The 24156-nt window shown below is 64.1% G+C and carries 22 protein-coding genes and 1 tRNA gene; 10 read left to right on the forward strand and 13 right to left on the reverse strand.

Annotated features, from left to right (window positions below; all coding sequences use genetic code 11):
* The first annotated feature begins 207 nt into the window (after positions 1-207).
* The gene (locus BBF93_RS03000) at positions 208-1308 is read left to right on the forward strand and encodes a cytochrome P450 (RefSeq protein WP_114104907.1); all 1101 of its coding nucleotides are present in this window, start codon (positions 208-210) and stop codon (positions 1306-1308) included.
* A gap of 55 nt (positions 1309-1363) precedes the next feature.
* Here BBF93_RS03000 and BBF93_RS03005 read toward each other — a convergent pair whose 3' ends face one another.
* From BBF93_RS03005 to BBF93_RS03015, 3 genes are all read right to left on the reverse strand, one after another.
* Positions 1364-2662, reverse strand: a complete 1299-nt coding sequence (locus BBF93_RS03005) for a M20 family metallopeptidase (RefSeq protein ID WP_035593631.1) — start codon at positions 2660-2662, stop codon at positions 1364-1366.
* A 370-nt stretch (positions 2663-3032) separates the two neighbouring features.
* Entirely contained in the window at positions 3033-4622 is a 1590-nt protein-coding gene (locus tag BBF93_RS03010; protein WP_114104908.1) for a DEAD/DEAH box helicase, read from the reverse strand.
* 197 nt (positions 4623-4819) lie between these two features.
* Entirely contained in the window at positions 4820-5428 is a 609-nt protein-coding gene (locus BBF93_RS03015) for a superoxide dismutase (RefSeq protein ID WP_035593299.1), read from the reverse strand.
* Positions 5429-5561: 133 nt separating this feature from the next.
* Here BBF93_RS03015 and BBF93_RS03020 point away from each other — a divergent pair, with 133 nt between their 5' ends.
* Positions 5562-6146, forward strand: coding sequence for a squalene/phytoene synthase family protein (locus tag BBF93_RS03020; protein WP_162173987.1), 585 nt, complete (start codon positions 5562-5564; stop codon positions 6144-6146).
* A gap of 121 nt (positions 6147-6267) precedes the next feature.
* On the opposite strand, the gene BBF93_RS03025 is transcribed toward BBF93_RS03020, so the two are convergent.
* The 5 genes from BBF93_RS03025 to BBF93_RS03045 form a co-directional block, all read right to left on the reverse strand.
* The gene (locus tag BBF93_RS03025; RefSeq protein WP_114104909.1) at positions 6268-7230 is read right to left on the reverse strand and encodes a lysophospholipid acyltransferase family protein; all 963 of its coding nucleotides are present in this window, start codon (positions 7228-7230) and stop codon (positions 6268-6270) included.
* A gap of 19 nt (positions 7231-7249) precedes the next feature.
* Complete coding sequence (gene lpxK, locus BBF93_RS03030; RefSeq protein WP_114104910.1) at positions 7250-8236, reverse strand: tetraacyldisaccharide 4'-kinase; 987 nt, start codon at positions 8234-8236, stop codon at positions 7250-7252.
* A complete protein-coding gene (locus tag BBF93_RS03035; protein ID WP_051612129.1) occupies positions 8233-9522 on the reverse strand; it encodes a 3-deoxy-D-manno-octulosonic acid transferase in 1290 nt (429 codons plus the stop codon). The genes lpxK and BBF93_RS03035 overlap by 4 nt, the downstream gene beginning before the upstream one ends.
* A complete protein-coding gene (locus tag BBF93_RS03040; RefSeq protein ID WP_162786378.1) occupies positions 9519-10262 on the reverse strand; it encodes a lysophospholipid acyltransferase family protein in 744 nt (247 codons plus the stop codon). Before BBF93_RS03040 ends, BBF93_RS03035 begins: the two co-directional genes overlap by 4 nt.
* An 88-nt stretch (positions 10263-10350) precedes the next feature.
* Positions 10351-10425, reverse strand: a tRNA-Val gene (locus BBF93_RS03045).
* A gap of 502 nt (positions 10426-10927) precedes the next feature.
* Between BBF93_RS03045 and BBF93_RS03050 the strand changes: the two genes are divergently transcribed.
* Positions 10928-11170, forward strand: a complete 243-nt coding sequence (locus BBF93_RS03050) for a hypothetical protein (RefSeq protein WP_035593304.1) — start codon at positions 10928-10930, stop codon at positions 11168-11170.
* Here the strand turns inward: BBF93_RS03050 and BBF93_RS03055 are convergent.
* Positions 11140-11853, reverse strand: a complete 714-nt coding sequence (locus BBF93_RS03055) for an HAD family hydrolase (protein WP_114104912.1) — start codon at positions 11851-11853, stop codon at positions 11140-11142. The two genes, BBF93_RS03050 and BBF93_RS03055, sit on opposite strands and share 31 nt — an antisense overlap.
* 81 nt (positions 11854-11934) lie before the next feature.
* Between BBF93_RS03055 and glmU the strand changes: the two genes are divergently transcribed.
* The 3 genes from glmU to gor are packed head-to-tail and all read left to right on the forward strand — an operon-like array spanning position 11935 to position 15472.
* The gene (gene glmU / locus BBF93_RS03060) at positions 11935-13311 is read left to right on the forward strand and encodes a bifunctional UDP-N-acetylglucosamine diphosphorylase/glucosamine-1-phosphate N-acetyltransferase GlmU (protein ID WP_114104913.1); all 1377 of its coding nucleotides are present in this window, start codon (positions 11935-11937) and stop codon (positions 13309-13311) included.
* Positions 13312-13329: 18 nt separating this feature from the next.
* Positions 13330-14031, forward strand: coding sequence for a ribose-5-phosphate isomerase RpiA (gene rpiA, locus BBF93_RS03065; RefSeq protein WP_035593312.1), 702 nt, complete (start codon positions 13330-13332; stop codon positions 14029-14031).
* A 55-nt stretch (positions 14032-14086) separates the two neighbouring features.
* Complete coding sequence (gor, locus tag BBF93_RS03070; protein WP_114104914.1) at positions 14087-15472, forward strand: glutathione-disulfide reductase; 1386 nt, start codon at positions 14087-14089, stop codon at positions 15470-15472.
* On the opposite strand, the gene BBF93_RS03075 is transcribed toward gor, so the two are convergent.
* Positions 15469-16776, reverse strand: coding sequence for an AAA family ATPase (locus BBF93_RS03075; RefSeq protein WP_162786379.1), 1308 nt, complete (start codon positions 16774-16776; stop codon positions 15469-15471). The two genes, gor and BBF93_RS03075, sit on opposite strands and share 4 nt — an antisense overlap.
* A gap of 153 nt (positions 16777-16929) precedes the next feature.
* Here BBF93_RS03075 and BBF93_RS03080 point away from each other — a divergent pair, with 153 nt between their 5' ends.
* The 3 genes from BBF93_RS03080 (at position 16930) to BBF93_RS03090 (ending at position 20677) form a co-directional block, all read left to right on the forward strand.
* Positions 16930-18306, forward strand: coding sequence for a class II 3-deoxy-7-phosphoheptulonate synthase (locus tag BBF93_RS03080; protein ID WP_114104916.1), 1377 nt, complete (start codon positions 16930-16932; stop codon positions 18304-18306).
* A gap of 69 nt (positions 18307-18375) precedes the next feature.
* On the forward strand, positions 18376-19092 hold the full coding sequence (locus BBF93_RS03085) for a CPBP family intramembrane glutamic endopeptidase (RefSeq protein WP_114104917.1): 717 nt from the start codon (positions 18376-18378) through the stop codon (positions 19090-19092).
* Positions 19093-19258: 166 nt separating this feature from the next.
* Positions 19259-20677 (forward strand): MATE family efflux transporter, encoded by a 1419-nt coding sequence (locus BBF93_RS03090; RefSeq protein WP_114104918.1) that lies wholly within the window; start codon positions 19259-19261, stop codon positions 20675-20677.
* A gap of 30 nt (positions 20678-20707) precedes the next feature.
* Here the strand turns inward: BBF93_RS03090 and BBF93_RS03095 are convergent, their stop codons facing one another.
* From BBF93_RS03095 to BBF93_RS03105, 3 genes are all read right to left on the reverse strand, one after another.
* Positions 20708-20974 (reverse strand): HU family DNA-binding protein, encoded by a 267-nt coding sequence (locus BBF93_RS03095; RefSeq protein WP_035593325.1) that lies wholly within the window; start codon positions 20972-20974, stop codon positions 20708-20710.
* A gap of 99 nt (positions 20975-21073) precedes the next feature.
* Positions 21074-21985, reverse strand: coding sequence for a hypothetical protein (locus BBF93_RS03100; protein ID WP_114104919.1), 912 nt, complete (start codon positions 21983-21985; stop codon positions 21074-21076).
* Positions 21986-21987: 2 nt separating this feature from the next.
* Positions 21988-23010 (reverse strand): NADP-dependent oxidoreductase, encoded by a 1023-nt coding sequence (locus tag BBF93_RS03105; RefSeq protein ID WP_114104920.1) that lies wholly within the window; start codon positions 23008-23010, stop codon positions 21988-21990.
* A gap of 218 nt (positions 23011-23228) precedes the next feature.
* Here BBF93_RS03105 and BBF93_RS03110 point away from each other — a divergent pair, with 218 nt between their 5' ends.
* A complete protein-coding gene (locus BBF93_RS03110) occupies positions 23229-24155 on the forward strand; it encodes a Gfo/Idh/MocA family protein (RefSeq protein WP_114104921.1) in 927 nt (308 codons plus the stop codon).
* The last annotated feature ends 1 nt before the right edge of the window (position 24156 follow it).

The following is a 24156-nucleotide window of genomic DNA, read 5'->3' on the forward strand; positions in this document are numbered from 1 at the left end:
GACGCCCCCCCAAAGCAAGGCCGCTGCCTAAATCCTGCCTTTATTGAAACTGGGTCTGGACCCGCTGGCCGGCGCCCGTTTAAGCTCGGTCCTCAACAGGAAGCCCCGTCATGCAGTCCGTCCGGAAACGCTAAGCCCTGAAACATCCGTTTCACTGCCCCTGCCGCCGTGCAGGGCGCTTGGCTTTGCTTTTCAGGACTTACTCACATGAAAACCTTCTCCACCTTTGACCGGCCCATGGGCTGGCCCTCCCTTGCCGCTGCCTTCGAGGCCGATCTCGCCGCCGGTGACCGTATACAGAAGGCCCCCTGGGGCGGCCTCGCCGTTCTGGGCCATGCCCAGCTTTCGGCGCTGGCTCACAACCCTGCCGCAGATGGCATGGCGCCGGACGCGGCAGCGATGGCCGATACCCCGGCCATATATAACCTGCTGGTGCGCTCGGTCTTCACCAAATCCGGCCCGGCCCACCGGGCAGATCGCGCCGCTCTCATCGCTGCCCTGAACCTTGTGGATGTGTCCGCCATCGCTGAAGCGGCCGTGGCGGGGCTCCCTCGTCAGGCCACCGGCCTTGATCTGAGGACGGAGGTGATTGCGCCGGTTGTGCGCGCTGTCTGGGCCTCGGTGATCGGCTATAACGAGAAGGCTGCGCTTGCACTGGAGCAGGCCGTCGCCGACATGGCCCATGTCCTCTCGATGGCGCCGGACCTTTCAAAGGCCGCGCTTGCCGAGGCCGCCGCCCTTGAGGCGCGGGCGCTTTCCCTCGCTGCGCTTGCCAATGACGCTCCCTTCAGCCGCGCTCTGGAGGTGGCGGTCGGGGCAGGGAAGGCTGCAGACCTTATCGCCGGCATGGTCTTCGATGCCATTGAAACTTCCACCACCGGTCTTGCCGCCTGCCTGCGCATCGCTGCAGAAAACCGGGATACCCTCGCCGCCACCCCTCAGTGCACGAACGAGCTGCTTCGCCTTGCCAGCCCCGCTCCCATGACCATGCGGCTCACCACCGCGCCCCTCCGGCTGGACGAAACCGAAATCGCGGCCGGAACGGCGCTCTCCATGCTCTGGGCTGCGGGCAATCACGACCCGCTGGCCTTTCACCGGCCTGAGCGGTTTGATCCTGCGCGTCAGGAGGCGCGGCCCCTGATGTTCGGCATGGGCCAGCATGCCTGCCTCGGCCATGCCCTCGTGCGCGCCACGCTGCAGGCATTGCTGGCTTTCTTTATCGCGCGGCAGCCGCAGATTGAAGGCGATACCGGCGTCTGGAACATTCTCCAGCCGTCAGACATGCCATCGCTGAAGATCAGCTGGTAACGGTCTGCTGCCGCAGGGGGCTGGGCGGTCCTCCCCGGCCAGGGGAGGGCCGCCTTCAGTCCTTGAACAGGTCCATCGCCGCCGTGGTCATCGCTTCCACGCCGGTGGCGATCGCCGGATCATAGTCTGGCCCGAACAGCGGCGAGTGGAGCGAAGGCAGGGGCATGCCATCCATCTGCGAGGCGGCAAACCGGTCGGGCGACACCGCGCCCAGCCAGAAGATCAGACCAGGGATCTTTTCATCCGTGCGGGCAAACTGGCTGAAGTCTTCCCCGCCCATCACTGGCGGCACCGCGCGCACATTGTCTGCGCCCAGCTTCCTGGCCACCGCTTTCATCGCCCGCTCGGTCAGGTCGGGATCGTTATAGGTGGCGGGCGTATAGTCGCTCTCAATCTTGATCTCCGGCGCGGGCGCGCCAAAGGCGGTGGCTTGACCTTCGGCAATGCGCTTGATCCCGTCCAGCAGCATCTTGCGTGTTGCGTCGTCATAGGAGCGCACGGTGACCAAAAGCTCGGCCTCATCCGCGATGATGTTGTGCTTGGCGCCTGCCTTGAACGAGCCGACCGTCACCACGGCAGAATCGAGCGGGTTGGTATTGCGCGAGACAAGGCTCTGCAGCGCCACCACGATATGGCTGCCGATCAGCACCGGGTCGCGCGTCGTATGCGGATAGGCGCCGTGCCCGCCCGCGCCTTTCACGGTAATGTCGACGCTGTCGACATTGGCCAGCGCAAAGCCCGAAGAATAGTTGATCACACCCGCCGGCGCGCTGGCCGAAACATGCAGCGCCAGATTATAGTCCGGGAGCGGAAATTTCGTGTAGAGCCCGTCCGCCAGCATCGCCTGCGCGCCCAGGCCAATCTCCTCGGCCGGCTGGGCAATCATCACCAGGGTGCCCTTCCACTTGTCCTTGTTCTTGATCAGCTCCCGCGCGGTGCCGACCCAGACGGTCATGTGAATATCATGCGCGCAGGCATGCATCACCGGGCTTTCCACGCCGGTCCAGGTCTGCGAGATCACCTTGGAGGCAAAGTCAAAGCCTGTCTGATCGGGCACGGGCAGGCCGTCCATATCCGCGCGGATGAGGATTGTGGGCCCTCTGCCATTCTCGAACACGCCGACCACGCCATAGCCGCCGACGCCCGGCTTCACCTCGCCAATGTCCTTCATGGCCTTCTCGCGCACCCAGGTGTCGCCAAGGCCTTCGGTCACCGTAAAGCCCAGCGCGCGCAATTCGTTCGCCATCAGCTTGGACGTTTCCACCTCGCGGAAGGAAAGCTCGGGATTGGCGTGCAGTTTCTTGTAGAGCTCCACGAGGCTCGGATCGGCTGAGCGCAGCTCGCCCACCGGCATGCCGCTCACGGCGCTTGCGGTGGATACGGCCGCGCCATTGTCCGGGCGCAGCTCCCTGGGCGCGCCGCCATCTTCCGGCTTGTCCCCGCCGCACGCGGCCAGGCCCAGCGCCATCACGGCAACAAGCAAACTCCGGCGGATCATCATGGCATCACCCCTTGAAACAGATTTCCCTCAACAGTCTCAAGCCTAGTCAGGAATGCCGCAAGGGGGAAGGGGGCGCCCAGGCAGTGGCCGGAACTGTTCGGATTTGTCCAAATTCTGGTCCCGGGAGTCTCTGGAGCCGCAGGCAGAGTTGTACGCTTCCCCCAAACGCAGACCGGCCGCGCCCAGAGAGCGCGGCCGGCCGGAAGAGTTCGTGGGAAACGCCTTAGCGTTTCAGGAAAGCCGGAATGTCCTTGCCGAAGCCGACCACGCGGTCAGGCGCCGGCTCCAGGATCAGATCGTCATCCTTGCGCTTGTAATCGCGCTGCGGGCGGTCGCGATCACGCTCGCGTTTTTCGCCGCGCGGCTGGTCGTCATTCCGCTCACGGCGTTTTTCATTGCGGGCAGGGCGCTCGCGGCGGGGTTTTTCCTGAACAGCAGGGGCCTCGACCGTTTCCACGGCGTCCACCACCTCAACGGCAACGGGCGCTTCGGCAACGGCCACATCGCCGTCTTCCTGCTCGCGGCGGCGCGGGCTGCGCTCGGCGCGGTCGCTGCGGTCGCTATTGCGGCCCCGGGCGCTGCGGCCACCCCGCTCCCCGCGGTCGCGGTCACGTCCGCCCTTGCGGTCGCGCTTTTCTTCGGGGGGAAGGGTTTCAAGTTCCTCGAGCAGGCCTTCCGGCATGAATTCCGGAACGTCCTTCTTGATCATCTTCAGCACGAAGCCCCAGGACTTATCGTCCGCAGGCGTCACAACCGTATAGCTCTCTCCCTTGCGACCGGCGCGGCCCGTGCGGCCGATACGGTGCACATAGTCTTCATCCTTCGGCGGCGGGCCGAAATTGAAGACGTGGCCAACATCGGGAATGTCGAGCCCGCGCGCGGCCACATCGGAGGCCACGAGCAGTTTCAGCTTGCCATCCCGGAAGCGCTGGAGCGTTTCGGAACGCACGCTTTGCGGCAGGTCGCCATGGATCGGCGCGGCGTCATGACCATGCTTGGTCAGCGAGGCGGCGACGATGTCCACCTCGACCTTGCGGTTACAGAAGACGATGCCGTTCTTCACATTGGTCGCTTCGATCACGCGGCGCAGCGCCGTGCGGCGAGCCTTGCCGTCATTGGTCGGCAGCTTGACCACGAATTGCGAGATCGTCTCGGCGGTCTGCGCGGGGCGGGCCACTTCGATCTTCTTGGGATCTTTCTGGAAGGTCTTGGCAAGGCGCTGAATGTCGGCCGGGAAGGTGGCGGAAAAGAGCAGCGTCTGGCGGTTGGCCGGCAGCTTGGTGCAGATCTTCTCGATGTCCGGAATGAAGCCCATGTCGAGCATCCGGTCAGCTTCGTCGATGATCAGCGTTTCCACGCCCATCAGCAGCAGCTTGCCGCGATCGAACTGGTCCATCAGGCGGCCCGGCGTTGCGATCAGCACGTCCACGCCGCGCTGGAGCAGGGTCTCCTGATCCTTGAACGACACGCCGCCGATCAGCAGCGCCATCGTGAGCTTCAGGTATTTGCCATACTTCTCGAAGTTTTCGGCCACCTGCGCGGCAAGCTCGCGCGTCGGGCAGAGGATCAGGCAGCGCGGCATCCGTGCGCGGGCCCGGCCGGTGGACAGGCGCTGGATCATCGGCAGCACGAAGGCGGCCGTCTTGCCGGTGCCCGTCTGGGCAATGCCGGTCACGTCGCCGCCCATCGCGATATGCGGAATGGCTTCGGCCTGGATCGGGGTAGGGATGGTGTAACCAGCTTCGGTAACGGCCTTGAGAATGTTCTCAGCCAGGCCAAGGTCAGCGAATGTTACAGTCTGGGTGTCGGTCAAGTGTAGTCTCCGGGATGTCTGGTTGATTTGCCCGGCCGCCCGTATTGGCGGCTCTGTCCTGCGTCTGCCAGACCCCATGCCTGACCAGCCACAGCCGGGCGAATCCCATGCCCGGAGCGTTTGATGTGCGCCCCATATAGCAAAAACGCCCGCCGGGGAAGGGCGGGCGTTCGCTTTTTGTGCAGTCTCAGAAGGCCTTACGCGCCGGCATCGGCCAGATTCTGGTTCACGAAGTCCCAGTTCACGAGGCTGTTGAGGAATGTGTCGATGTAGTCGGGGCGGCGGTTCTGGTAGTCCAGATAGTAGGCATGTTCCCACACATCCATCGTCATCAGGGGCGTGGTGCCCTCTTCCGTGAGGGGCGTTTCAGCATTCGGCGTCTTGGAGATCACCAGCTTGCCGCCCTTGTAGGAGAGCCAGGCCCAGCCAGACCCGAACTGGGTGGCGCCAGCCTGTTTGAACTCTTTGACGAAGTTGTCATAGCCGCCAAGGTCGCGCTCGATCAGCTCAGCCACCTTGCCGTGGGGCTTGCCGCCGCCATTCGGTTTCATCGAGTGCCAGTAGAAGGTGTGGTTCCACACCTGGGCGGAGTTGTTGAAGATGCCAGCCTTGGATTTGTCGGCGGCAGAAATCTTGATGACTTCCTCAAGGGATTTGCCGGCAAGGTCGGTGCCTTCGACAAGGCCGTTGAGGTTGGTCACATACGCCTGATGGTGTTTGCCATAGTGGAAGTTCAGGGTTTCTTCCGAGATATGGGGGGCAAGGGCGTTGCGGGGGTAGGGAAGTTCGGGGAGGGTGAAGGCCATGGCGGTGTCCTCTTTGCGCGGGTTTTGGTCTCTTTCGCTCGCGAGCGGTTTCGCACATATGGGGGCCATGTCAAACGAGACCAGACCCCTGACCCAAACCCCTTGGGAAGAAATTGACAAAAGAGTCCGGCGTGTGGACGAGGACCGGTGGATTTCCAGCCGGTTTGCCCCTGCCGCCGAGCGCCGGGCGCTGATCGCGCTCTACGCGCTCGCTTACGAGCTTGTCAGGGTGCGCGAGGCGGTTTCGGAAGAGACGCTGGGGTTGATCCGCTTCCAGTGGTGGCGCGAAGCGATCCAGGAAATCGCCGAGGGAAAGCCCCCGCGCGGGCATGATGTGTGCCTGGCGCTGGCTGAAGAGATTGCAGCAGGCCGCCTGAAACCCGGCGCGCTGCAGAAGCTGGTCGATGGCTATCAGACTGCCTTCCTGGAGAATGACCGCGCGCGCGAGCCCGAAGGCTGGCTTGGCCTGACGGCGGCCAATATCCTGATCCCGGCGCATAACTGGGCAGGCGATCTGCAGACGGTCGCCGCCGCCTATGCCGCCGCGCGCCGCCATGCGTCCAAGGCATTCGGCCCGATCGTCTCGCCCGCGCCCAAACAGATGCGCCCGGCGATTGCCCATTACCGGCTACGCAAACTCTATTGCGAAGGGAAGAAGCCCAACCCCTTCACCAAGCGGTTTTCGATCATGAAGGCGATCAATACCGGCGAGGTCTGAAGAGTGCCCGGAATGCGTGGATAAGCGCTCCGAAAAAGCGGGGATAAGTCCGCAAAAAACTCCAGGAAAAACTCCAACGGCAAGCCTGAAAACTCCAACCGCGTTGGAGTTTTTTTGTGCCTTACAGCACGCCGGCCTCTTTCCACGCTTCCTTCGGCCAGCGGCGGTGTTGCCAGAACCATTGGCCGGGATGGGCGCGCACCTGGGCTTCGATGAAGGCGGTGATGCGCTCGACCGAGCGTTTCACATCGGCTTCCTGATTGCCGGTGTTTTCAGGAATGAAGGGCGTGTGGAACTCGATCCGGAACCGGGCGGGGCCGGTGCGCGTGGTCGATACCGGAACGATGGGCACCTGGTATTTGAGGGCGAGGCGCGAGGGGCCGGGCGCGGTCATCGCGGCATGGCCGAAGAAGGGCACCGGGATGCCTTCATTGAACTTCTGATCATTCATCAGCGCGACGGGGGCGCCCTTGGCGAGGGAGCGCATGAGCTCGCGTGTGCCGATGCCCTTGGGCGCGTTGACGGCGGTGCCATAATCATGGCGGAGGTCGGCGATGCGCTTGTCGATGTGCGGATTGTTCAGGGCACGGTAGGTCATCACCGCATGGGGAATGCGTTTGGTGATCGCCGCCGGCATGATTTCCCAATTGGCGAAATGACCCGAGATGAAGACGGCGCCCTTGCCGCTGTCGCGGATGGCATCGAGCACGTCGAGGCCGATAATCTCGACCCGTCCGGACGTATAGGGATCAATACTGGGCAGATGCGGCAACTCGCCCGCCGTGCGCCCGGCGCTTTCCCAGGCGGCGAGCGCGGTGGCTTCCACCTGTTCCTCGCTCCAGCCTGGAAAGGCGAGGCGGAGGTTGCGCCGGGTTGTCTTGTGCTGGGAGAGAAGCGGGCCGATCTTCTTCACCAGCCAGCCGCCGAAATCGGAGGCCTTGTCCGGCCCCAGCATTTTCATCGGGCCCCAATAGATGAGATCCCAGGCGATGGTCTCCAGGCGCCATTGCAGCCGCTGGCCGAAGCTGGCGCGGTTATCGATGTCCTTCGGGCGGACATAGGCGGTGGGGGTCTGGTCGTTCATGGGCTGCGTCAGCTTTCCGTCAGCTTTTGAAGAGCGGCGCGAGCACCGCGTCAAGCGCTGCGGTATCCTCGAATACTGCGGTTACCGGCCAGGCGTGGATTTCCTGCCGCACTTCCGGCGGCAGGCGGACATGATCCTTGGTGGTGGTGACGAGGCGCGCGCCATGATCGCGTGCCAGGCTGCGGAGGAACTGGATGTCGCCTTTGGCATAGGGATGATGATCCCCGAAGGGCACCGCGTCGGAGACATGGCCGCCTGCCTCGGCCAGGCTGTCGAAGAATTTCTGCGGGCGCCCGATGCCGGCAAAGGCGACGAGGGGCCCGAGCGGCGGGGCCTCCGCCGGGGCGAGCCGCGCGCGCAGCACGGGCAGGCCGCTGGCGGTAACTTCACGCGGCACCGGGCCTTCGCCCATCAGGATAACGGCATCGGCGCGGGCGAGCCCTTCAGGCACCTTTTCCCGAAGCGGCCCCTGGGGCAGCACCTGGCCATTGCCGAAGGGCGCGCCTGCATCAATCACGATGAAGGTGAGGTCTTTCTTCAGGGACGGGTTCTGATGGCCATCATCCATGACGATTACGTCTGCGCCCGCCGCCGCCATGGCGCGAGCCGCTTCCGGACGGTCGCGCCCGATCCAGGCCTCGCCGGTGGCGGCCAGGAGCAGCGGCTCATCGCCCACATCGCGGTAAGTGTGCGCGCCAGCGTCAACCTTCAGGGGGCCGCGCTCTTTTCCGCCATGGCCGCGCGAGAGGCTGGCGGCGCGCAGGCCGCGGGCAGTGATCCGGTTACGGATGGCTTCGGTTACCGGCGTCTTGCCGGCGCCGCCGGTGGTGAGGTTGCCGATACAGACGACCGGCACGGGGGCGCTGTCGGGCACGGCGCGCGCCAGCTTCCGCCGGAGCCCCCAGAGATAGAGCATCGAGAAGGGCGTCAGCAGCAGGCGGGTGAGCGGGGCAGCTTCACGGGATTGCGGATCAAGGCCGGCCGACCAGAAATGCGGCGCTCTCACCGCCGCCCCTCCGAGGCCGCGCCCGCGCCTTCCAGCAGCGGCCTGGGCAGCAGCGGCAGCAGCACGCCGAGCGTCAGCAGCATCGGCTCGTCGGCTTCGGCGGCGAGTTTGGCCAGCGCATCTTCGGGCACCGGCGGGGGCGCCTGCAGGAAAGTGTGCAGGGCGGCCGGGCCATCGACCGTGTGGACGAGGCCGGTCGCCTCGAGGCTTGCCATCAGGTCTGCGAAATTATGGACGCGCGGGCCGGTGGCGACGGGGCGGTTGAGGCGGATCGGCTCGAGCGGGTTATGCCCGCCAACGCCTTCGGCATGGCCGCCGCCGAGATAGACTGCCGTTGCAAGACGCAGCCAGGTGCCCATCTCGCCCATCGTGTCGGCCAGCAGCACGCGGTCGCGCTTGTCGGGCTGGACGCCCTTGCTGCGGCGGGCATGGCGCAGGCCGCGCTGTTTCAGCAGGGCTTCGATCTCGTCGCCGCGCTCGGGATGGCGCGGGGCAATGATCAGGGCGACATCTTCGTGCAGCGTGGCGGCGGCGTCGAGGAAGAGTTCCTCCTCACCCGGATGGGTGGAGGCGGCCAAGAGGCAGCGGCGCCCGGCGATGAAATTGGCGGCGATGCGGCTCATCTCCACCTCATTGGCGCCGGGCGGGGGCAGGGCAGATTTGAGATTGCCTGCCGCGCGGACCGGGCGGCCGAGCAGATTTTCCAGCCGCTGGCCGGTATCCAGATCTGCGGCCAGAACAATGTCGAAATTACCGACAAGCTGGCGGAACAGGCTGCGCACCTTCTGCCAGCCTTCGGCGGATTTCTGCGTCATCCGCGCATTGACGAGCGCAGTGCGAGACCCTGCCTTGCGGGCTTCATGGATCAGGTTTGGCCAGATCTCGCCTTCTGCGAAGACGCAGAGGTCGGGCTTCCAGTGCTGGATGAAGCGGCGGGCGGCCTGGGGCGTGTCGAGCGGGGCCATGGCATGAATGGCGTTGTCGGGAAGCAGGGGCCCCAGCACGCGGGCGGAAGTGACGGTCTGGCTGGTGAAGACCAGCATCAGTCCGGGGCGCTCGGCAATCATGCGGCGGCCCAGCTCCAGCAGCAGGCCGCTTTCACCGACACTCGCGCCATGCAGCCAGACCAGCGGGCCTGGCCGGCGCGGCGGCAGGCGTTTGGCGTAGCGCTCATGCAGGCGCAGATAGTCTTCCTTGCCCTTGCGCGCCCGGTCGCTCAGCACAAAGCCGAGGAAGGGCGAGGCGGCATAGGTGGTAAGCCGGTAGGCGAATAACGCAGGCGTCATTCTGTCATAAGCTCCGGCCTGGCGGGTTGTTCGGGATATCCGGCAAGCGTTTCGGCACGCCGGGTTGCCTCATCCATGCCGCGTTGCAGCGCTTCTTGCAACGCCTCGGGCGATGCCTCGCGGGGGCAAACGAGCAGCGGGCCGAAGACAATGGCGCCGCGCGTGAAGGGCAGGGGGATGATGAAGCGGTCCCAGCTTTTCAGGCGCGGGGCGGGCCGGGTGGAGATGGCATAGGGCAGAACAGCGGCGCCGCTGCGCTGGGCAAGGGTCACGGCGCCCTGGCTGGCGATGCGGCGGGGGCCGCGCGGGCCGTCCGGCGTCATGCAGACATAGCCGCCGCTGCGCAGGCGGCTGGCGGCCTCGGCGATGGCGCGCATGCCGCCTTTGTCCTTGTTCGTCTTCTTCTTGTTGCCCTTGGAGCCGCGTACGACATCCAGATCGAGGTGTTTGATGGCGCGGGCGACGGGTTCGCCATCGGGGGAGAGGGAGATCATCATGGCGGCGCGGCCGCGCTTTTCCGGCCAGTGGCGCACCGCGCGGTTCCAGCCTGCCGGCATCAGCAGGATGGTCTCATGCCAGCACGCTACGATGAGGCCGGGCTTTTCCACGGCCAGCGCGGCGCGCGCTTCGGCTTCGCCTTCGATCGTCCAGCGCACCGTGCGGCCGACCAGCGCCATCCAGGCCCAGATGAGGAATCCGAGCACGGCAACAACAGGGGCAGAGCGGAAAAACGCTTTCATCGGGCGGCTTATACTGCGCTTCGCGCCCTGCGCCATTGAACAGTTCAGAAAGCTGGGGAACCGGCAAGAACGCGGACGGAAAGGAGAATGGTGGGCGATACAAGGTTCGAACTTGTGACCCCTGCCGTGTGAAGGCAGTGCTCTACCGCTGAGCTAATCGCCCGACCGCGAGCGGGGTGGGTAATCTTGCTTCAGGATGAGGTCAAGCACATATCGCAAGGCAGCTGCGAGATAGGCGAAGGTGGGTTTTCGTGGTTAAGTACGGAAATGTGGACGCATGGATCGTCGTTGAAGCCATGCGGAATTGCATGATACGCGAGCGGGCGTGTGCGTTATACTTCTTATGAGGGTAGATGGCGGCAGGCGCTGGGATTGTGCGCCGCAACTGCAAACGGTTGCAATTAAACGGGCAATACCCTGATCAGGATCACAAGATGAACGCCAGATGAATGAGCGTTCATGATGAACAGTTGTTCATCTTCTTAGTTTAAGAAAAAGTTATATAGAATTGCTCTTGAGAAACCCGGCAAACATTGTCATCTACCGGACATACACAGACGGGCCGGCAAGGTCCGCGTGATGAACCTTAAGAAGGACAGGCACAGATGGCCCCCCATAGGGCTGTCTCAACTTCAAAAACGATAAGATCGCCTGGAGAGAGCAGAGTGAAAGACTGGTGTGACGAAGAAGGCGCAAAGCGCCTCCGTGAAAAAATCAATTCGTATTGGGCAGAGCGCGGTTATGAGGTCGACGTAGACCTCGTGGACGCAGGTTTTGTTCCCGCGATGCGGAGCGCCCGCTGCGACGTGCGTTCCAATATGGTCAATGGCATGCCGCGCCGCCGCGCTGCCGGTGAAGTTGGGTCTTCGCGCCCCACTTACCGTCCGCGCAACGAAGCGACGGCTTGATCCCTCAGGACTGACAAAGCTGGTAACAATTCGGAATAGTGGCCGATGACCGCATCGGGCGCGAGATTTTCGACTGTTTCGGCTTCGTAGCCAAAGGTCACAAACAGGAAGGGCAGTCCGGCATTCCGGGCTGCCCTTTCATCTGTTCGGCTATCGCCCACGAACAGGGCGCGGGCCGGTGTGCCGCCCGCCGCGCGGACGGCTTCGAACACATGATCCTGGTGCGGCTTGCGATTGGTTGCCCGGTCCGCGCCGAGAATGGCGGCGAAGCGGGTGGTCAGGCCAAGCTCGCTGATCAGCCGCTCACTGAGATCCTGGCGCTTGTTGGTGCAGACGCAGAGTGTGGCGCCCGCATCCAGCAGAGCATCCAGCGCGTTGACGCAGCCCTCAAACGGGCGCGAGCCGACAGCTATATTCTCAATATAATAGGCGATGAAACGCTCAAACGCCGCGTCCATGTCCGGCGCGGGCAGGGTGACTCCGTGCACGCCGAAGCCGCGCTCCATCATGGCGCGGGCGCCATTGCCGATCAGGGTCGCAATCGTCGGCAGGTCCACCGGAGCAAGGCCGGCATCGATAAGCACATGATTGAGCGCGCCCAGCAGGTCTGGCGCGGTATCCACCAGCGTGCCGTCCAGATCGAAAGCGACAGTCCAGCCCTCGAAGCTGCCCATTTCCGCCATGCCAGACCCTCCTTCGCCCTCGCCAAGTTGCGGGGTTTCGTCTAGGCGATGGGGCAGAGGAAAGCGAGAGGGAGCCCGCACTTGACTGACACGCCCAAACAGCGCGCCGCCGTCATCCTTGCTGCCGGCAAGGGAACCCGGATGAAGTCGCCCCTGCCCAAGGTGATGCATGCCGTCGCCGGGCGGCCGATGGTCGACTGGTCAATCGCACTGGCGCGGAATGTTGGCGCAGAGAAGATCGTCGCAGTGGTGCATCCCTCGCAGGACGTGCTGATTGCGCATCTGGGAAAACACCATCCCGACATTGCCATTGCCTATCAGGACCCGCCGCAGGGCACCGGCCATGCCGTGCGCTGCGCTGAGGGCGCGCTGGCTGGGTTTGAGGGCGATCTGGCGGTGCTCTATGGCGACAGCCCGCTGGTGCCGGCGGCGACCATTGAAGCGCTTTTCGGCACACTTTCCGGCAAGACCGGGCTGGGCGTGCTGGGCTTCGAGGCCGAAGACCCCGGCCTCTATGGCCGCCTGATCACCGCCGAAGATGGCAGCCTGGAGGCCATTGTCGAAGCGCGTGAAGCCACGCCGCACCAGCTCAGGGTGCGCCTCTGCAACTCAGGCGTCATGGCAGGCCGCGCGGGCGACATGTTCCGCCTGCTGGCAAAGGTGACCAACAACAATGCCAAGGGCGAGTATTACCTGACCGACCTTGTGGGGCTTGCGCGCGCCGAAGGCATTGGCTGCGCGGTGGCAGTTTCGGGTGAGGATGATCTGATCGGTTGCGATTCCAAGGTGGACCTCGCCGAGGCCGAAGCGATCTTCCAGAGCCGCCGCCGCCGCGCGCTGATGGAGGCCGGTGTCACCCTGGTGGCCCCGGAAACGGTGTTCTTCTCTCACGATACCGAGATCGGCCCCGACGCCGTGATCGAGCCGAATGTGGTGTTCGGCCCCGGCGTGAAGGTGGCGGGCGGGGCGCAGATCCGCGCGTTCAGCCACCTCGAAGGCGCGGTCGTTGGCGCGGGCTGCAGTGTTGGCCCTTATGCGCGGCTGCGGCCGGGCACGGTGCTGGCCGCAAACGTTCACATTGGCAATTTCGTGGAAACCAAGAACACTGCCATGGGCGAGGGCGCCAAGGCAAACCACCTGGCCTATCTGGGCGACGGCGCCATCGGCGCGGGCGCCAATATCGGCGCGGGCACGATTTTCTGCAATTATGATGGCTATCTGAAACACCAGACGGATGTGGGCGAGGGGGCGTTTGTCGGCTCCAACTCTTCCCTCGTTGCGCCGGTGCGGATCGGGAACGGCGCCTATGTCGGCTCTGGCAGCGTGATCACCAAGGATGTGCCCGATGACGCGCTTGCCGTGGGCCGGGGCCAGCAGGTGACCCGCGAAGGCTGGGCGAAGAATTACCGGGCAAAGAAGGCCGCCGAAAAGGCTGCCCGCACCAAAGGCAAGGACTAGCAGAACGGATAGCCTCTCATGGCCAGCGATACCGAAAAGCAGAACGCCGCCGCCGCCGCGATGGATTTCGTCGAAGAGGGCATGACGATTGGCCTTGGCACCGGATCGACGGCGAAGTTCTTCATCGAGATGCTGGCCGACGAGATTGCCGATGGCCTGCTGGTGCGCTGTATCGAGACCAGTGTGCAGACGCGGGACCTCGCCCGCAGCCTCGGCATTCCGCTGATCCCGTTCGAGCAGGTGGACCGCATTCACCTCACCGTCGACGGCGCCGACGAGATTGGCCCTGGCGGGGTGCTGATCAAGGGCGGCGGGGCGGCGCTGCTGCGCGAGAAGATCATCGCCAATGCCTCCGATCACATGGTGGTGATTGCCGACAGCTCCAAAGAGGTGCCGCATATCGGGGCGTTTCCGCTGCCGGTGGAGGTGACGCCGTTCGGCTACACCATCACTGCGAAGAAGGTGCATGACGCCCTCGTCGCCTCAGGCGTTGAGCGCCCGCGCATCGAGCTGCGCAAGGCGCCGGGCAGTGTGGACCTGCTGGTCACCGATGGCGGCAACCATATTCTCGACTGCCATTGTGGACGCATTCCCGACCCGGCAAAGACGGCCGCTTTCCTCTCCGGGGTGCCCGGCGTGGTGGAGCATGGCCTCTTCATCGGCCTCGCCCGCACCGTGATCATCGGTGACGAAAATGGCGCGCATATTATTGAATACTGAGGCGGGCGCCTCACATCTGCTGCCGGTAATTCATTAGAAATCCAAGGAATATCCCATGACCGACGCCGCCTATGACTATGACCTGTTCGTGATTGGCGGCGGATCGGGGGGCGTGCGCGCCGGGAGAATTGCGGCGCAGGCGGGCGCGAAGGTGGGTCTGGCCGAGGAATACCGGATGGGCGGCACCTGCGTTGTGCGCGGCTGCGTGCCCAAGAAGTTCATGGTATATTCCAGCAAGTATGGAAAGGACATCGAACTTTCTGCCGGATACGGATGGTCTGTGGGGGATGTCTCCTACGATCATGAGAAGTTCATGGTGGGCCTGCATGCCGAAGTGGACCGCCTGTCAGCGATCTATGACCGCAACCTGAAAAATGCCGGTGTCGATGTGTTTGATGACCGCGCAGAATTTGTGGACCAGCATACGCTGCGCCTCAAAAAATCCGGCAAGACGATCACCGCGAAGAAGATCCTCATCGCTGTGGGCGGGCGGCCCTGGCTTCCGTCTGCGGAGGAACTTCCCGGCGTTGAGCATGTGATCGATTCCAACGGCGTGTTCGAGTTGACCGAGCTGCCCAAGCGCATGGTGATTGCGGGCGGCGGGTATATTGCGGTGGAGTTTGCGCATGTGTTTGCCGGGCTCGGCACGGAGGTCTGCCTTGTCTATCGCGGGGATACCGTGCTGCGCGGATTTGATGATGAAATCCGCCTCGCCGTGCATGAAGGCCTCAAAGAGGCCGGCGTGCGGGTGGTGACGAAATGCGTGTTCAATTCCATCGAGAAGACTGATGCCGGCCTGACGGTGACGCTGAGCAGCGGCACGGAAATTGAGACCGATGTTGTGCTGATGGCCGTGGGGCGCCGGGCGAATACGGACGATCTCGGATGTGACAAGGCGGGCGTGAAGCTGGCCGGGAATGGCGATGTGATCGTGGATGAATGGTCGCGCACGAATGTCGAGAATATCTGGGCGGTGGGTGATGTGACCGGCCGTGTGGCGCTGACGCCTGTGGCGATCCGCGAGGGCCATGCCTTTGCCGATACCGAGTTTGGCGGCAAGCCCTGGAAGATGGATCACGCCAATATTCCGACGGCGGTGTTCACCCAGCCGGAAGTCGGCACGGTGGGCATCTCAGAGGCCGAAGCGCGCAAGACCTATGGCGAGATCGACATCTACAAGACGAAGTTCCGCCCGATGAAGAACATGCTGAACGGCGACCAGACGCGCACATTCATGAAGCTGGTTGTGCGCGCCTCCGATCAGCGCGTGCTGGGCGTGCATGTGGTGGGCGATGATGCCGCCGAGATGATCCAGACAGCGGCGATTGCCGTGAAGATGGGCGCCACCAAGCAGCATTTCGACCAGACCTGCGCGCTGCACCCGTCCGCCGCTGAAGAACTCGTCACGATGCGGACGAAATGGGTGCCGGAAGGGGTTTAGTGCCCCTTCTTCCCCTCATTCAAATCACGGATTTCCAGCGCGACCTGTTTCAGGCTTTCGCGGATGGGTTTGAGGCCGCCGCCCCGCCCGGCATGGATGACCAGCTGGCGCCAGGCGGGCTGGCCTTCCTGCGGGGCCTTGACGGCAAAATGCGCCGAGCGGGGCAGGGCAGCGGTCAGCAGCGCTTCTGACAGGGGGAAACCCGCAATCTCGTCAAACACCCCATTGCGCGCATCGGCTTCGAAGGTGGATTGTTCGTTCCGGTTCACGGCGTTGAAGAGGATCGACAGCTCCGGGCGCCTCGCCTCTTCGATCTGATTGCAGATCACCTGATTGAGCAGGCGCACGCCGCGCAGCGAGTAGATGTCGGCATGCATCGGCGCGATCACCCGGTCTGCCGCCTCCAGCGCGCAGCGCGTCAGGAAGGTGGCGTTGGGGTTGGTATCGAAGACGATGAGGTCGTATTCGCTGCGATAATGGTCCACGCTGCGCAGGAAATGCTGCTTCACGGCGGCCAGAGCGTCCGGGTCGCCCGAGAAGGCGTATTTGGAAATCTCGAACTGGCCGGAGATGATGTCGAGGCGTCCCGGCGGGCCGTCCACGCCCAGAACGGGGTGTACGAACTGATCGCGCGGGGCGGGGGTGAAAGGCTGGATGGTGAGGCCGAGCCAGTTTTCGGCAGGCGAGGCCGCGTCGCGCGCGTGCAGGCGCGAACGCTCGAACAGGGAGATGACCGAGCGGTCCTGCGCGGAGGAGGCGTCGGCGAGATCCATCGGGTAGAACGTCTGGGTGAGGTTATATTGCGGATCGAGGTCGATCAGCAGCACGCGGCCCCCGAAGGCCTCCTGCCAGGCGCCGAAGACCTGCGCCGTGACGGTGGTTTTGCCGACCCCGCCCTTGAGGTTCATCACCGCGATGACCGGGCATTTCTTCCGATAGGCTTCCTGGGTTTCGGCCACGAGCTGGTCGAGGCCGTCCGGCATGGCAGAGGAGAGGCGCAGATGGGGCTGGACTTCCTGCTTGAAGAAGCCGTTGAGGCGCGCCTTGTCGACCTGGTAGGGGATGAGCTTGAGGCCCATCGCCTTGGCGGCCTCCACATCCTGGCGCACGCGCCGGGAGCGCACGCCCTCGGCGGACACCAGCACGATGATCGCAAAGGCCCGGTCGATGGCGGCGTCGGCTTCCGCGCGGGAAGTGTCTTCGCCGGGGTGGAATACCGCAACGGAAGCTGCCCGCAGCGCCTCATGCAAAGCGAGCAGGGCGTCCGGGTCTTTGCCCGAATGGCTGATATACACGTGCGACATCTGGCCCCGCGGCGCATGAATCTTCTGTCTGGACCGGCCTTTTAACGGGACAGCCCGCGATTCCGCCATCTTCTTGCAGTGAAATTATGGTGAAACTTGAGCAATGGGCGCTCATATGTTTTATCGCGGCGAAAACTGAGTGAGACCCGAGCAATGACCTGGCATCCTTCCGACTGGCGCAACCTGCCTGCCAAGCACATCCCGCAGGACTATCCTGACGCGGCCGCCCTGGCAGCTGTTGAAAACCGCCTCCGGAGCTTTCCGCCGCTGGTGTTTGCCGGCGAGGCCCGGCGCCTGAAGGCGCGGCTGGCCGATGTGGCCGCCGGCAAGGCGTTCCTGCTGCAGGGCGGGGACTGCGCCGAGAGCTTCAAGGAATTCCACCCGGACAACATCCGCGACACGTTCCGCGTGATCCTGCAGATGGCCGTGGTGTTGACCTTTGCCGCGGCCAAGCCCGTCGTGAAGGTGGGCCGGATTGCCGGCCAGTTCGGCAAGCCGCGCTCGGAGCCGACCGAGACGATCAATGGCGTGACGCTGCCCTCCTACCGGGGCGACAATATCAACGGCATGGAATTCACTCCTGAGTCCCGCATTCCGGACCCAGAGCGCCTGATCCAGGCCTATTCGCAATCGGCCGCCACGCTGAACCTGCTGCGCGCCTTCAGCCAGGGCGGCTATGCCAGCCTTGCCAACGTGCAGCGCTGGATGCTCGGCTTCGTGGATCGCTCCTCGCAGGGCGAGCGCTATCAGAAGCTGGCCGACCAGATCTCTGCCTCGCTGCGCTTCATGGAAGCCGTTGGCCTCAACGCTGAAAGCGTTCCGCAGATGTCGCAGGTGGAGTTCTACACCAGCCACGAGGCGCTGCTGCTGGGCTATGAGGAAGCGATGACCCGCATCGATTCCACCAGCGGCGACTGGTATGACACCTCCGCCCACATGCTGTGGATCGGCCACCGCACGCGGCAGGTGGATCACGCCCATGTCAATTTCTGCAAGGGCGTGAAAAATCCCGTCGGCATCAAGTGCGGCCCCGGCATGGAGACAGATGAGCTTCTCCGCCTGATCGACACGCTGAACCCGAAGGACGAGCCCGGCCGCATCACGCTGATCTCGCGCTTCGGCTCGGAAGGCGTGAAGGCTGGCCTGCCGCCGCTCGCCCGCGCGGTGAAGAAATCCGGCCGCACGGTCGTCTGGTCGTGTGATCCGATGCACGGCAACACGCTGAAAACCGGCACCGGCTTCAAGACGCGGCCTGTTGACCGCGTTCTCTCCGAAGTGCGCCAGTTCATTGACGTGCTGTCGGCCGAGGGCTGCTATCCGGGCGGGGTGCATTTCGAGATGACCGGCCAGAACGTGACCGAATGTATCGGCGGCGCGCAGGCGATCTCCGAAGAAGACCTCTCCAGCCGCTACCACACCCATTGTGATCCCCGCCTCAATGGCGAACAGGCGCTGGAACTGGCCTTCCTGATTGCCGAGAAGCTGCAGGCCGCCGAAGCCGACGCCGCTGGCGCGCGCAAGGCGGGATAAAACCCGGCATAGCCTGCATCCAAACTCCTCTGCCGCTGCATCTAAGCATCGGCAGAGGAGGCAGGATGCATGAACGAGCTGATCCGGACATTGATCGAGACGGGGGTGTTGGCGGGGCTTGCCCTGCTGGGCGCGGCTGTTTTCCGCAGTGGCTTCCGGTGGCGGTGGCTGGTGGCGGCGCTGGTGCTCAACCTTGCCTATCAGGCGCTGCTGACGCGCGGTTTCTGGATGGTCCCGGACCCGTTCCCTCAGGCAGACTGGAACTGGGCCGGCAAGCTGGCGGCGATTGCCGGCACGCTGATCGTCATGTCTTTGCCCGCCTTCGGCTGGAAGCGTTGCGGCATGACGCTGGACCAGGGGCCGCGTTGGGGCGGGGCGCTGGTGATGTTCGGCGCGCTCGCCGGCTTGTTCTTCTGGCTGGCGCTGAGCGGGGCAGACGGGAAGCCGGACAGCCTGGAAACCATCGCCTTCCAGTGGACCATGCCGGGGCTGGACGAAGAACTCTTCTATCGCGGCACGCTGCTGCTCGCCCTCAATGAAGCCTTCCGTGGAAGGATAAGTATCGCGGGCGCGCCGATCGGGTATGGCGGCGTGCTGACCAGCCTTCTCTTCGGCATCACGCATGCTTTGAGCTACAAGGCGGGCGCGGTGGATTTGGACCTGATGACCTTTGCGATGACGGGCCTGCCGGCTTTCCTGCTGCTATGGCTGCGCGAGCGCACCGGCAGCCTGCTGCTGCCAGTGATCGCCCATAACATCGCCAACGGCGCCTCGACCCTGTTCTGACAGAAAGCCCCCCGATGGGGGCGCGCCTTCGCCCTGCCTGTTGCTCTTAGGCATCGTCAGAAAAATCCTTGCCCGGACGGCTTGCTCTCTGACTGTCTTTCGGGCATCACGCCCGGCTGCTCAGAAATCAGGCAGAGGCCTGGATAAGATCAAAGGGAGGGCAGTCATGGCGGCGACGTCGCGCCTGCCCGCCTGGGCGCGGGCAAAGGATATTGCAGATCTGATCCGGCTGTCGGTGCCTATCGCCGTCAGCCGTATGGCCATGATGCTCATGGGCCTGACAGACGCCATCGTGCTCGGCCAGTATGCGCCGGGTGAGCTGGCCTATGTGCTCTCTGCCTGGCTGCCAATCGGCGTGTCGCTGGGCTTTGGCATCGGCATCCTGCTGGGTGTTCAGGTACTCACCTCCGAAATGCTGGGCACGGGCCGGGCGGCTGGGTCTGGCCGGGTCTTCCGGCGTGGGCTGTGGTGGGCCATCCTGTTGGGCGTGGTGCTGACGGCGGCGCTGGTGCCCTTTGCCGATCCCTTCTTCCATTGGGTCTTCGTCACCATCGCCCCGGCCAGCGAGGAAGCGGCTGCGACCGCCTCGCCTGAAGTGGTTGCCGCGTCCACCGCGGCGGTCACCCGCATCCTCGCCTTCGGGCTTGGCGGGCACATGATCTCGCAGGCCTGTTCGTATTATCTTGAGGCGCTGCGCCGTCCGCTGCTCGTTACCATCGTGATGTATGCGGGCGTGGCGATTAACCTTGTGGCCAACCTGGCGCTGGTTGCCGGCTGGTGGGGCTTCCCGCAGATGGGGGCTGAGGGCGTGGCCTGGGCCACCACCATCACGCGTTGGCTGATCGCCGTTGTCATGCTGATCTTCGTGGCCGCGCTCACCCCCGGCTTCCGCCGCTCGCCGGAGGCGGAGAAGGGGGAAGCCCGCCGCCAGCTTTCGGTGGGCTCGGGCACAGCCATTTCCAACATCGCCGAATGGGGCGGCTTCAACGTCACCTTCATCATCGCCACCTGGGTCTCCATCGCGGCCAACGCCGTCTATGGCTATTCGGTGCAGGTGATGGGCGTGTGCTTCATGTTCTATCTCGGCATCGCCACGGCCACCTCCGTGCGCGTGGCAGAGGCCATCGGCCGGGGCAATCCGGAAGAGGTGCGCAATGCCGGCCGGTTGGGCGTGGTCGCCACGCTGGTGATGGGGGTGCTGCTTGGCGTGCTGCTGATCAGCCTCGCCGGGCCGATCTCGCGGCTGCTGGTGCGCGAGGACGCTGTTATCGGCGGCATTGCCATTGCGCCGGCCATTGCCGCGCTACTGTGGCTGGCGGCGGCGGCCACGGTGTTTGACGGGCTGCAGGCGACGGCCTCCTTTGCCTTGCGCGCGCAGGGCATGGTCTGGCTGCCCAGCGCCATCCATCTTGGTTCATTCTTCGTGGTGATGATCCCGATCTGCTACTGGCTGGCCATTCCGCTGGGGCGGGGCGCTTCAGGCGTGCTGGAGGGGGCGTTCATCGGCGTCTTCGCGGCCGGTACGGCGCAGGTGATCCTGCTGGAATGGAAAGCGGCGCGCCCCGGTGTGGAACGCGCCGCCTGATCCGGAAAGGCCCCCGTGGGGGCCGGAACCTTAGATGTCTTTCAGAGCCGATGCCGGTTTGAAAGCAAGAGAGGTTTTCTCGGGGATCTTGATGGTTTCTTTGGTTGCCGGGTTGCGGCCTTCGCGCGCATTCCGGGTCTTGGCCGAGAAAGTGCCAAAGCCGGCAATTGCAACCTGCTGGCGTGACTTCACTGCCGAAGCGACGGTGTCAAAAAGAGCGTCGACGGCTTTGCCAGCGTCGCTCTGCGACAGGCCGGAAGCTGCTGCCACCGCTTTGGTCAGTTCACCCTTGTTCATAGGGGTTCTCCTCTAGGTTAAATGACGTTTGCACGCCATTGGGCCGACTTACCCACGATTCGTAGCCCGTGAATACGCCGAGCGCCCTATAAACACGGGCTAAACGCCGAGAATCCAGCCCTCTTCTTCGGTGATGTGCCGGTTTTGTTCAGGGGAAAATGATTTGGCTGTGGAAAAAGCCGCTGCCAGGAGCCCTTTTTCGTCCAGATCGGCGTAGTGGCGGGCGATTCCGCGAACCTGCGCTTCGTCAGCAACCTCACCTTTTTCCGGTTTGGCCTTCACCAGCGCGGGGTAGATCTCCGCCATAACCACGTCGATTCCCTCGAGCGCCTCTGCGGTAAGGGGCTCTGTGCCGAGTTCGAACGGCCAGATGCGGGATGTGGGCCAGGCCTGCCGCAGGGCATGGACGTGCGGGATGCCTGTCAGCGTCTGGCTGCCTACCGAGCCGGTATAGGCGAGCTGCCAGACCGATTTCGGCTGGCCGATCTTTTTCTCTTTAAGGTAGTTCTCGCAGATCCGGTATTCGGGCAGTACGCCGCCCTCATAATCGGGCCGGGTGGCCGAAAGGGTGGAGACGACATCGCGTGCCGGCGCGCCCCAGAAGGGGAAGGCGCTTTTGGAGATCGCATAGTTGAGACCCGCCGCGATGGCATAGCGGGCGTTGGAATTGTCCGGTTTGTCCTTCAGCTTGCTGGCAAGATGGGCATAGGTCGCCTGCCACGGGGCCTGGGCCGACGTGTCGAGGCCCAGCGCCGCCGCCGTGCCCGCCGGAAAGCCGAGGGCAAAGTCGAAGCCGATCAGCACCTTGTCGCCGCGCTTGGTCAGCTTGGCGACCATGTCCTCGAGAAAGGCGCGGGCCTTCAGGCGCGTGTCGATGTTCACACCGCGATATTGCAGCTTGAGGCGCGCATCCTTCGCCAGAATGCCGATCCAGATCGAATTGGCGCCGAGCGACGGCTTGGCCGCCGCGCTCCAGTCAACCATGATGTAGGCGTCAAAAAGAGCAGCCATGTCTATCCCAGTTTTACCAGCATCTTGCCGGTGTTTGCGCCGGTGAAGAGGCCGAGGAAAGCGTCGGGCGCTTTCTCGATCCCGTTCATCACGGTTTCCTCATATTTCATTTTCCCGCCGGCAATCCATTTGGCCATGTCGGCGTGGAAGGCGGGGGTCATATCCGCATGTGACGAGACGATAAAGCCCTGAAGCTTCAACTGCTTGCCGACGGCCTGGATGATGTTGTGCGGGCCTTCGGGTTTGCCGGTCTCGTTATACTGCGCGATCATCCCGCAAAGGGCGAGGCGCGCGAAGGGGCGGGCAGCCTCGATCGCCGCGGTGAGATGGTCGCCGCCGACATTGTCGAAATAGACGTCGATGCCTTTGGGGGCGGCCGCCTTCAGCGCTGCGGTCAGGCCGTCAAAGCCCTGCGCCTGTTTGTAATCGATCACATGATCGGCGCCGAGCGATTTGACGAAGGCGCACTTCTCCGCCCCGCCGGCAGAGCCGATGACGGTACAGCCCTTGATCTTGGCGATCTGGACAACCGTGGAGCCCACTGCGCCCGCCGCGCCGGAGACAAATACGGTATCGCCTTCCTTGAGTTCCCCCACGCGCAAGAGACCGGCATAGGCCGTCAGGCCCGGCATGCCGGCCACGCCCAGATAGGCGCTCTCGGGCAGGCCGGTATTCGGCAGCTTCTGCACCATGGCGGCCTGCGGCGCGGCCACCCAGGCTGTGCGCCAGCCGAGCATGGAGGAGACAAGATCGCCCGTCTTGAAATCGGGATGGGCGGACGCCGTCACCCGGCCGACCGCGCCGCCCTGCAGCGTCTCGCCGATCTGGAAGGGCGGCACATAGCTCTCCCGGTCATACATCCGGCCGCGCATGTAGGGATCGACCGACATCCATGTGTTCACCACCTGGATCTCGCCTGGTTGCGGGTCAGCGACTTCCACCTGGCGGCTGGCAAAGTCGGACAGCTTTGGCATGCCCACGGGGCGGGCGGCGAGGCTCCAATCAGTGGAGGTGAGCTTGGACATGGCGGTTCCTTCCCTTGTGATTTTTGTGTCCGGAATTGTCCGGTTTTGTCCCGGATGTGTCCGGCATAGTCCCCTCCAGATGACCCGGCAGACCCGGTATGTGAAGGGGGTGTATCGAAGATTCCCGCGTCCGCGCAGCAGTCCCGGCCTGAGGCCAAGGGTTGCCGAGGCGCCCCGGCACATGTCATGTCGGCCCAGAAAAAAGGATCAGGGCAGGAATGATCAGGCTCAGGGTGGGCGTTGCAGGCGCCGGCGTCTTCGGAAACTATCACGCACAGAAAGCCGCCGCTTCGGCACGCGCAGACCTTGTCGGCATCTTCGATGTGGACCTCGCCCGCGCCCAGAAACTGGCCGATACTTTCGGCACGCAGGGCTATTCCGATTATGCCGAATTCCTAGGCCAGTGCGACGCTGTGGTGATCGCTGTGCCTGCAGTCTGGCATGAGCCGCTCACCCGCCAGGCCATCGAGGCACATTGCCATGTGCTGGTGGAGAAACCTCTCGCGCTGACGGGCATTGCCGCGCGTGATCTTGCCGATGAAGCTGCCGCCCGGGGCCGCATTCTGCAGGTGGGCCATCAGGAACGCTTCGTGGCGATGGCCATGGGCGTGCTCGCCATCAAGGAAACGCCGCTGCTGATCGAGTCGGTCCGCTCCGGTCCGCCCGCGCCGGGTGGCCGCGCCGGAGACGTGTCGGTGATCTGGGATCTCATGATCCATGACCTGGACCTGGCCGCCATGATGCTCGGCCGGGAGTTCACCCATGTCGAGGCGACCGGCCGAAAGGTGCATTCGGCGCATATCGACGAGGCCGAAGCGGTGTTCGATTATGCCAGCGGCGGGAAGGCGAAACTGCGCGCCAGCCGCGCGGCAGATTTCCGCGAGCGCACCATGCGTGTGGTCTATCCCTCCGGCGAAATTGACATCGACTTCCTGACGCGGCGCCTGAAGAACACGACGCCTTATGAAGTGCGCGTAGATATTGCCGCTGACCTGCCTGACCCGCTGGGCGCGGCGGATGAAGGCTTCTACGCTGCCTGCCTTGGCCTTGCGCGCAGCCCTGTGCCCGCGCACGGCGCGGTGGCTGCCGTGGCAATGGCGGAAGCCGCCGAGGCAAAGGCGCTGGCGGGCGCCCCGGCGAAGTAGG

The sequence above is a fragment of the Hyphomonas sp. CACIAM 19H1 genome, assembly GCF_003325995.1.
GTDB lineage: Bacteria > Pseudomonadota > Alphaproteobacteria > Caulobacterales > Hyphomonadaceae > Hyphomonas > Hyphomonas polymorpha.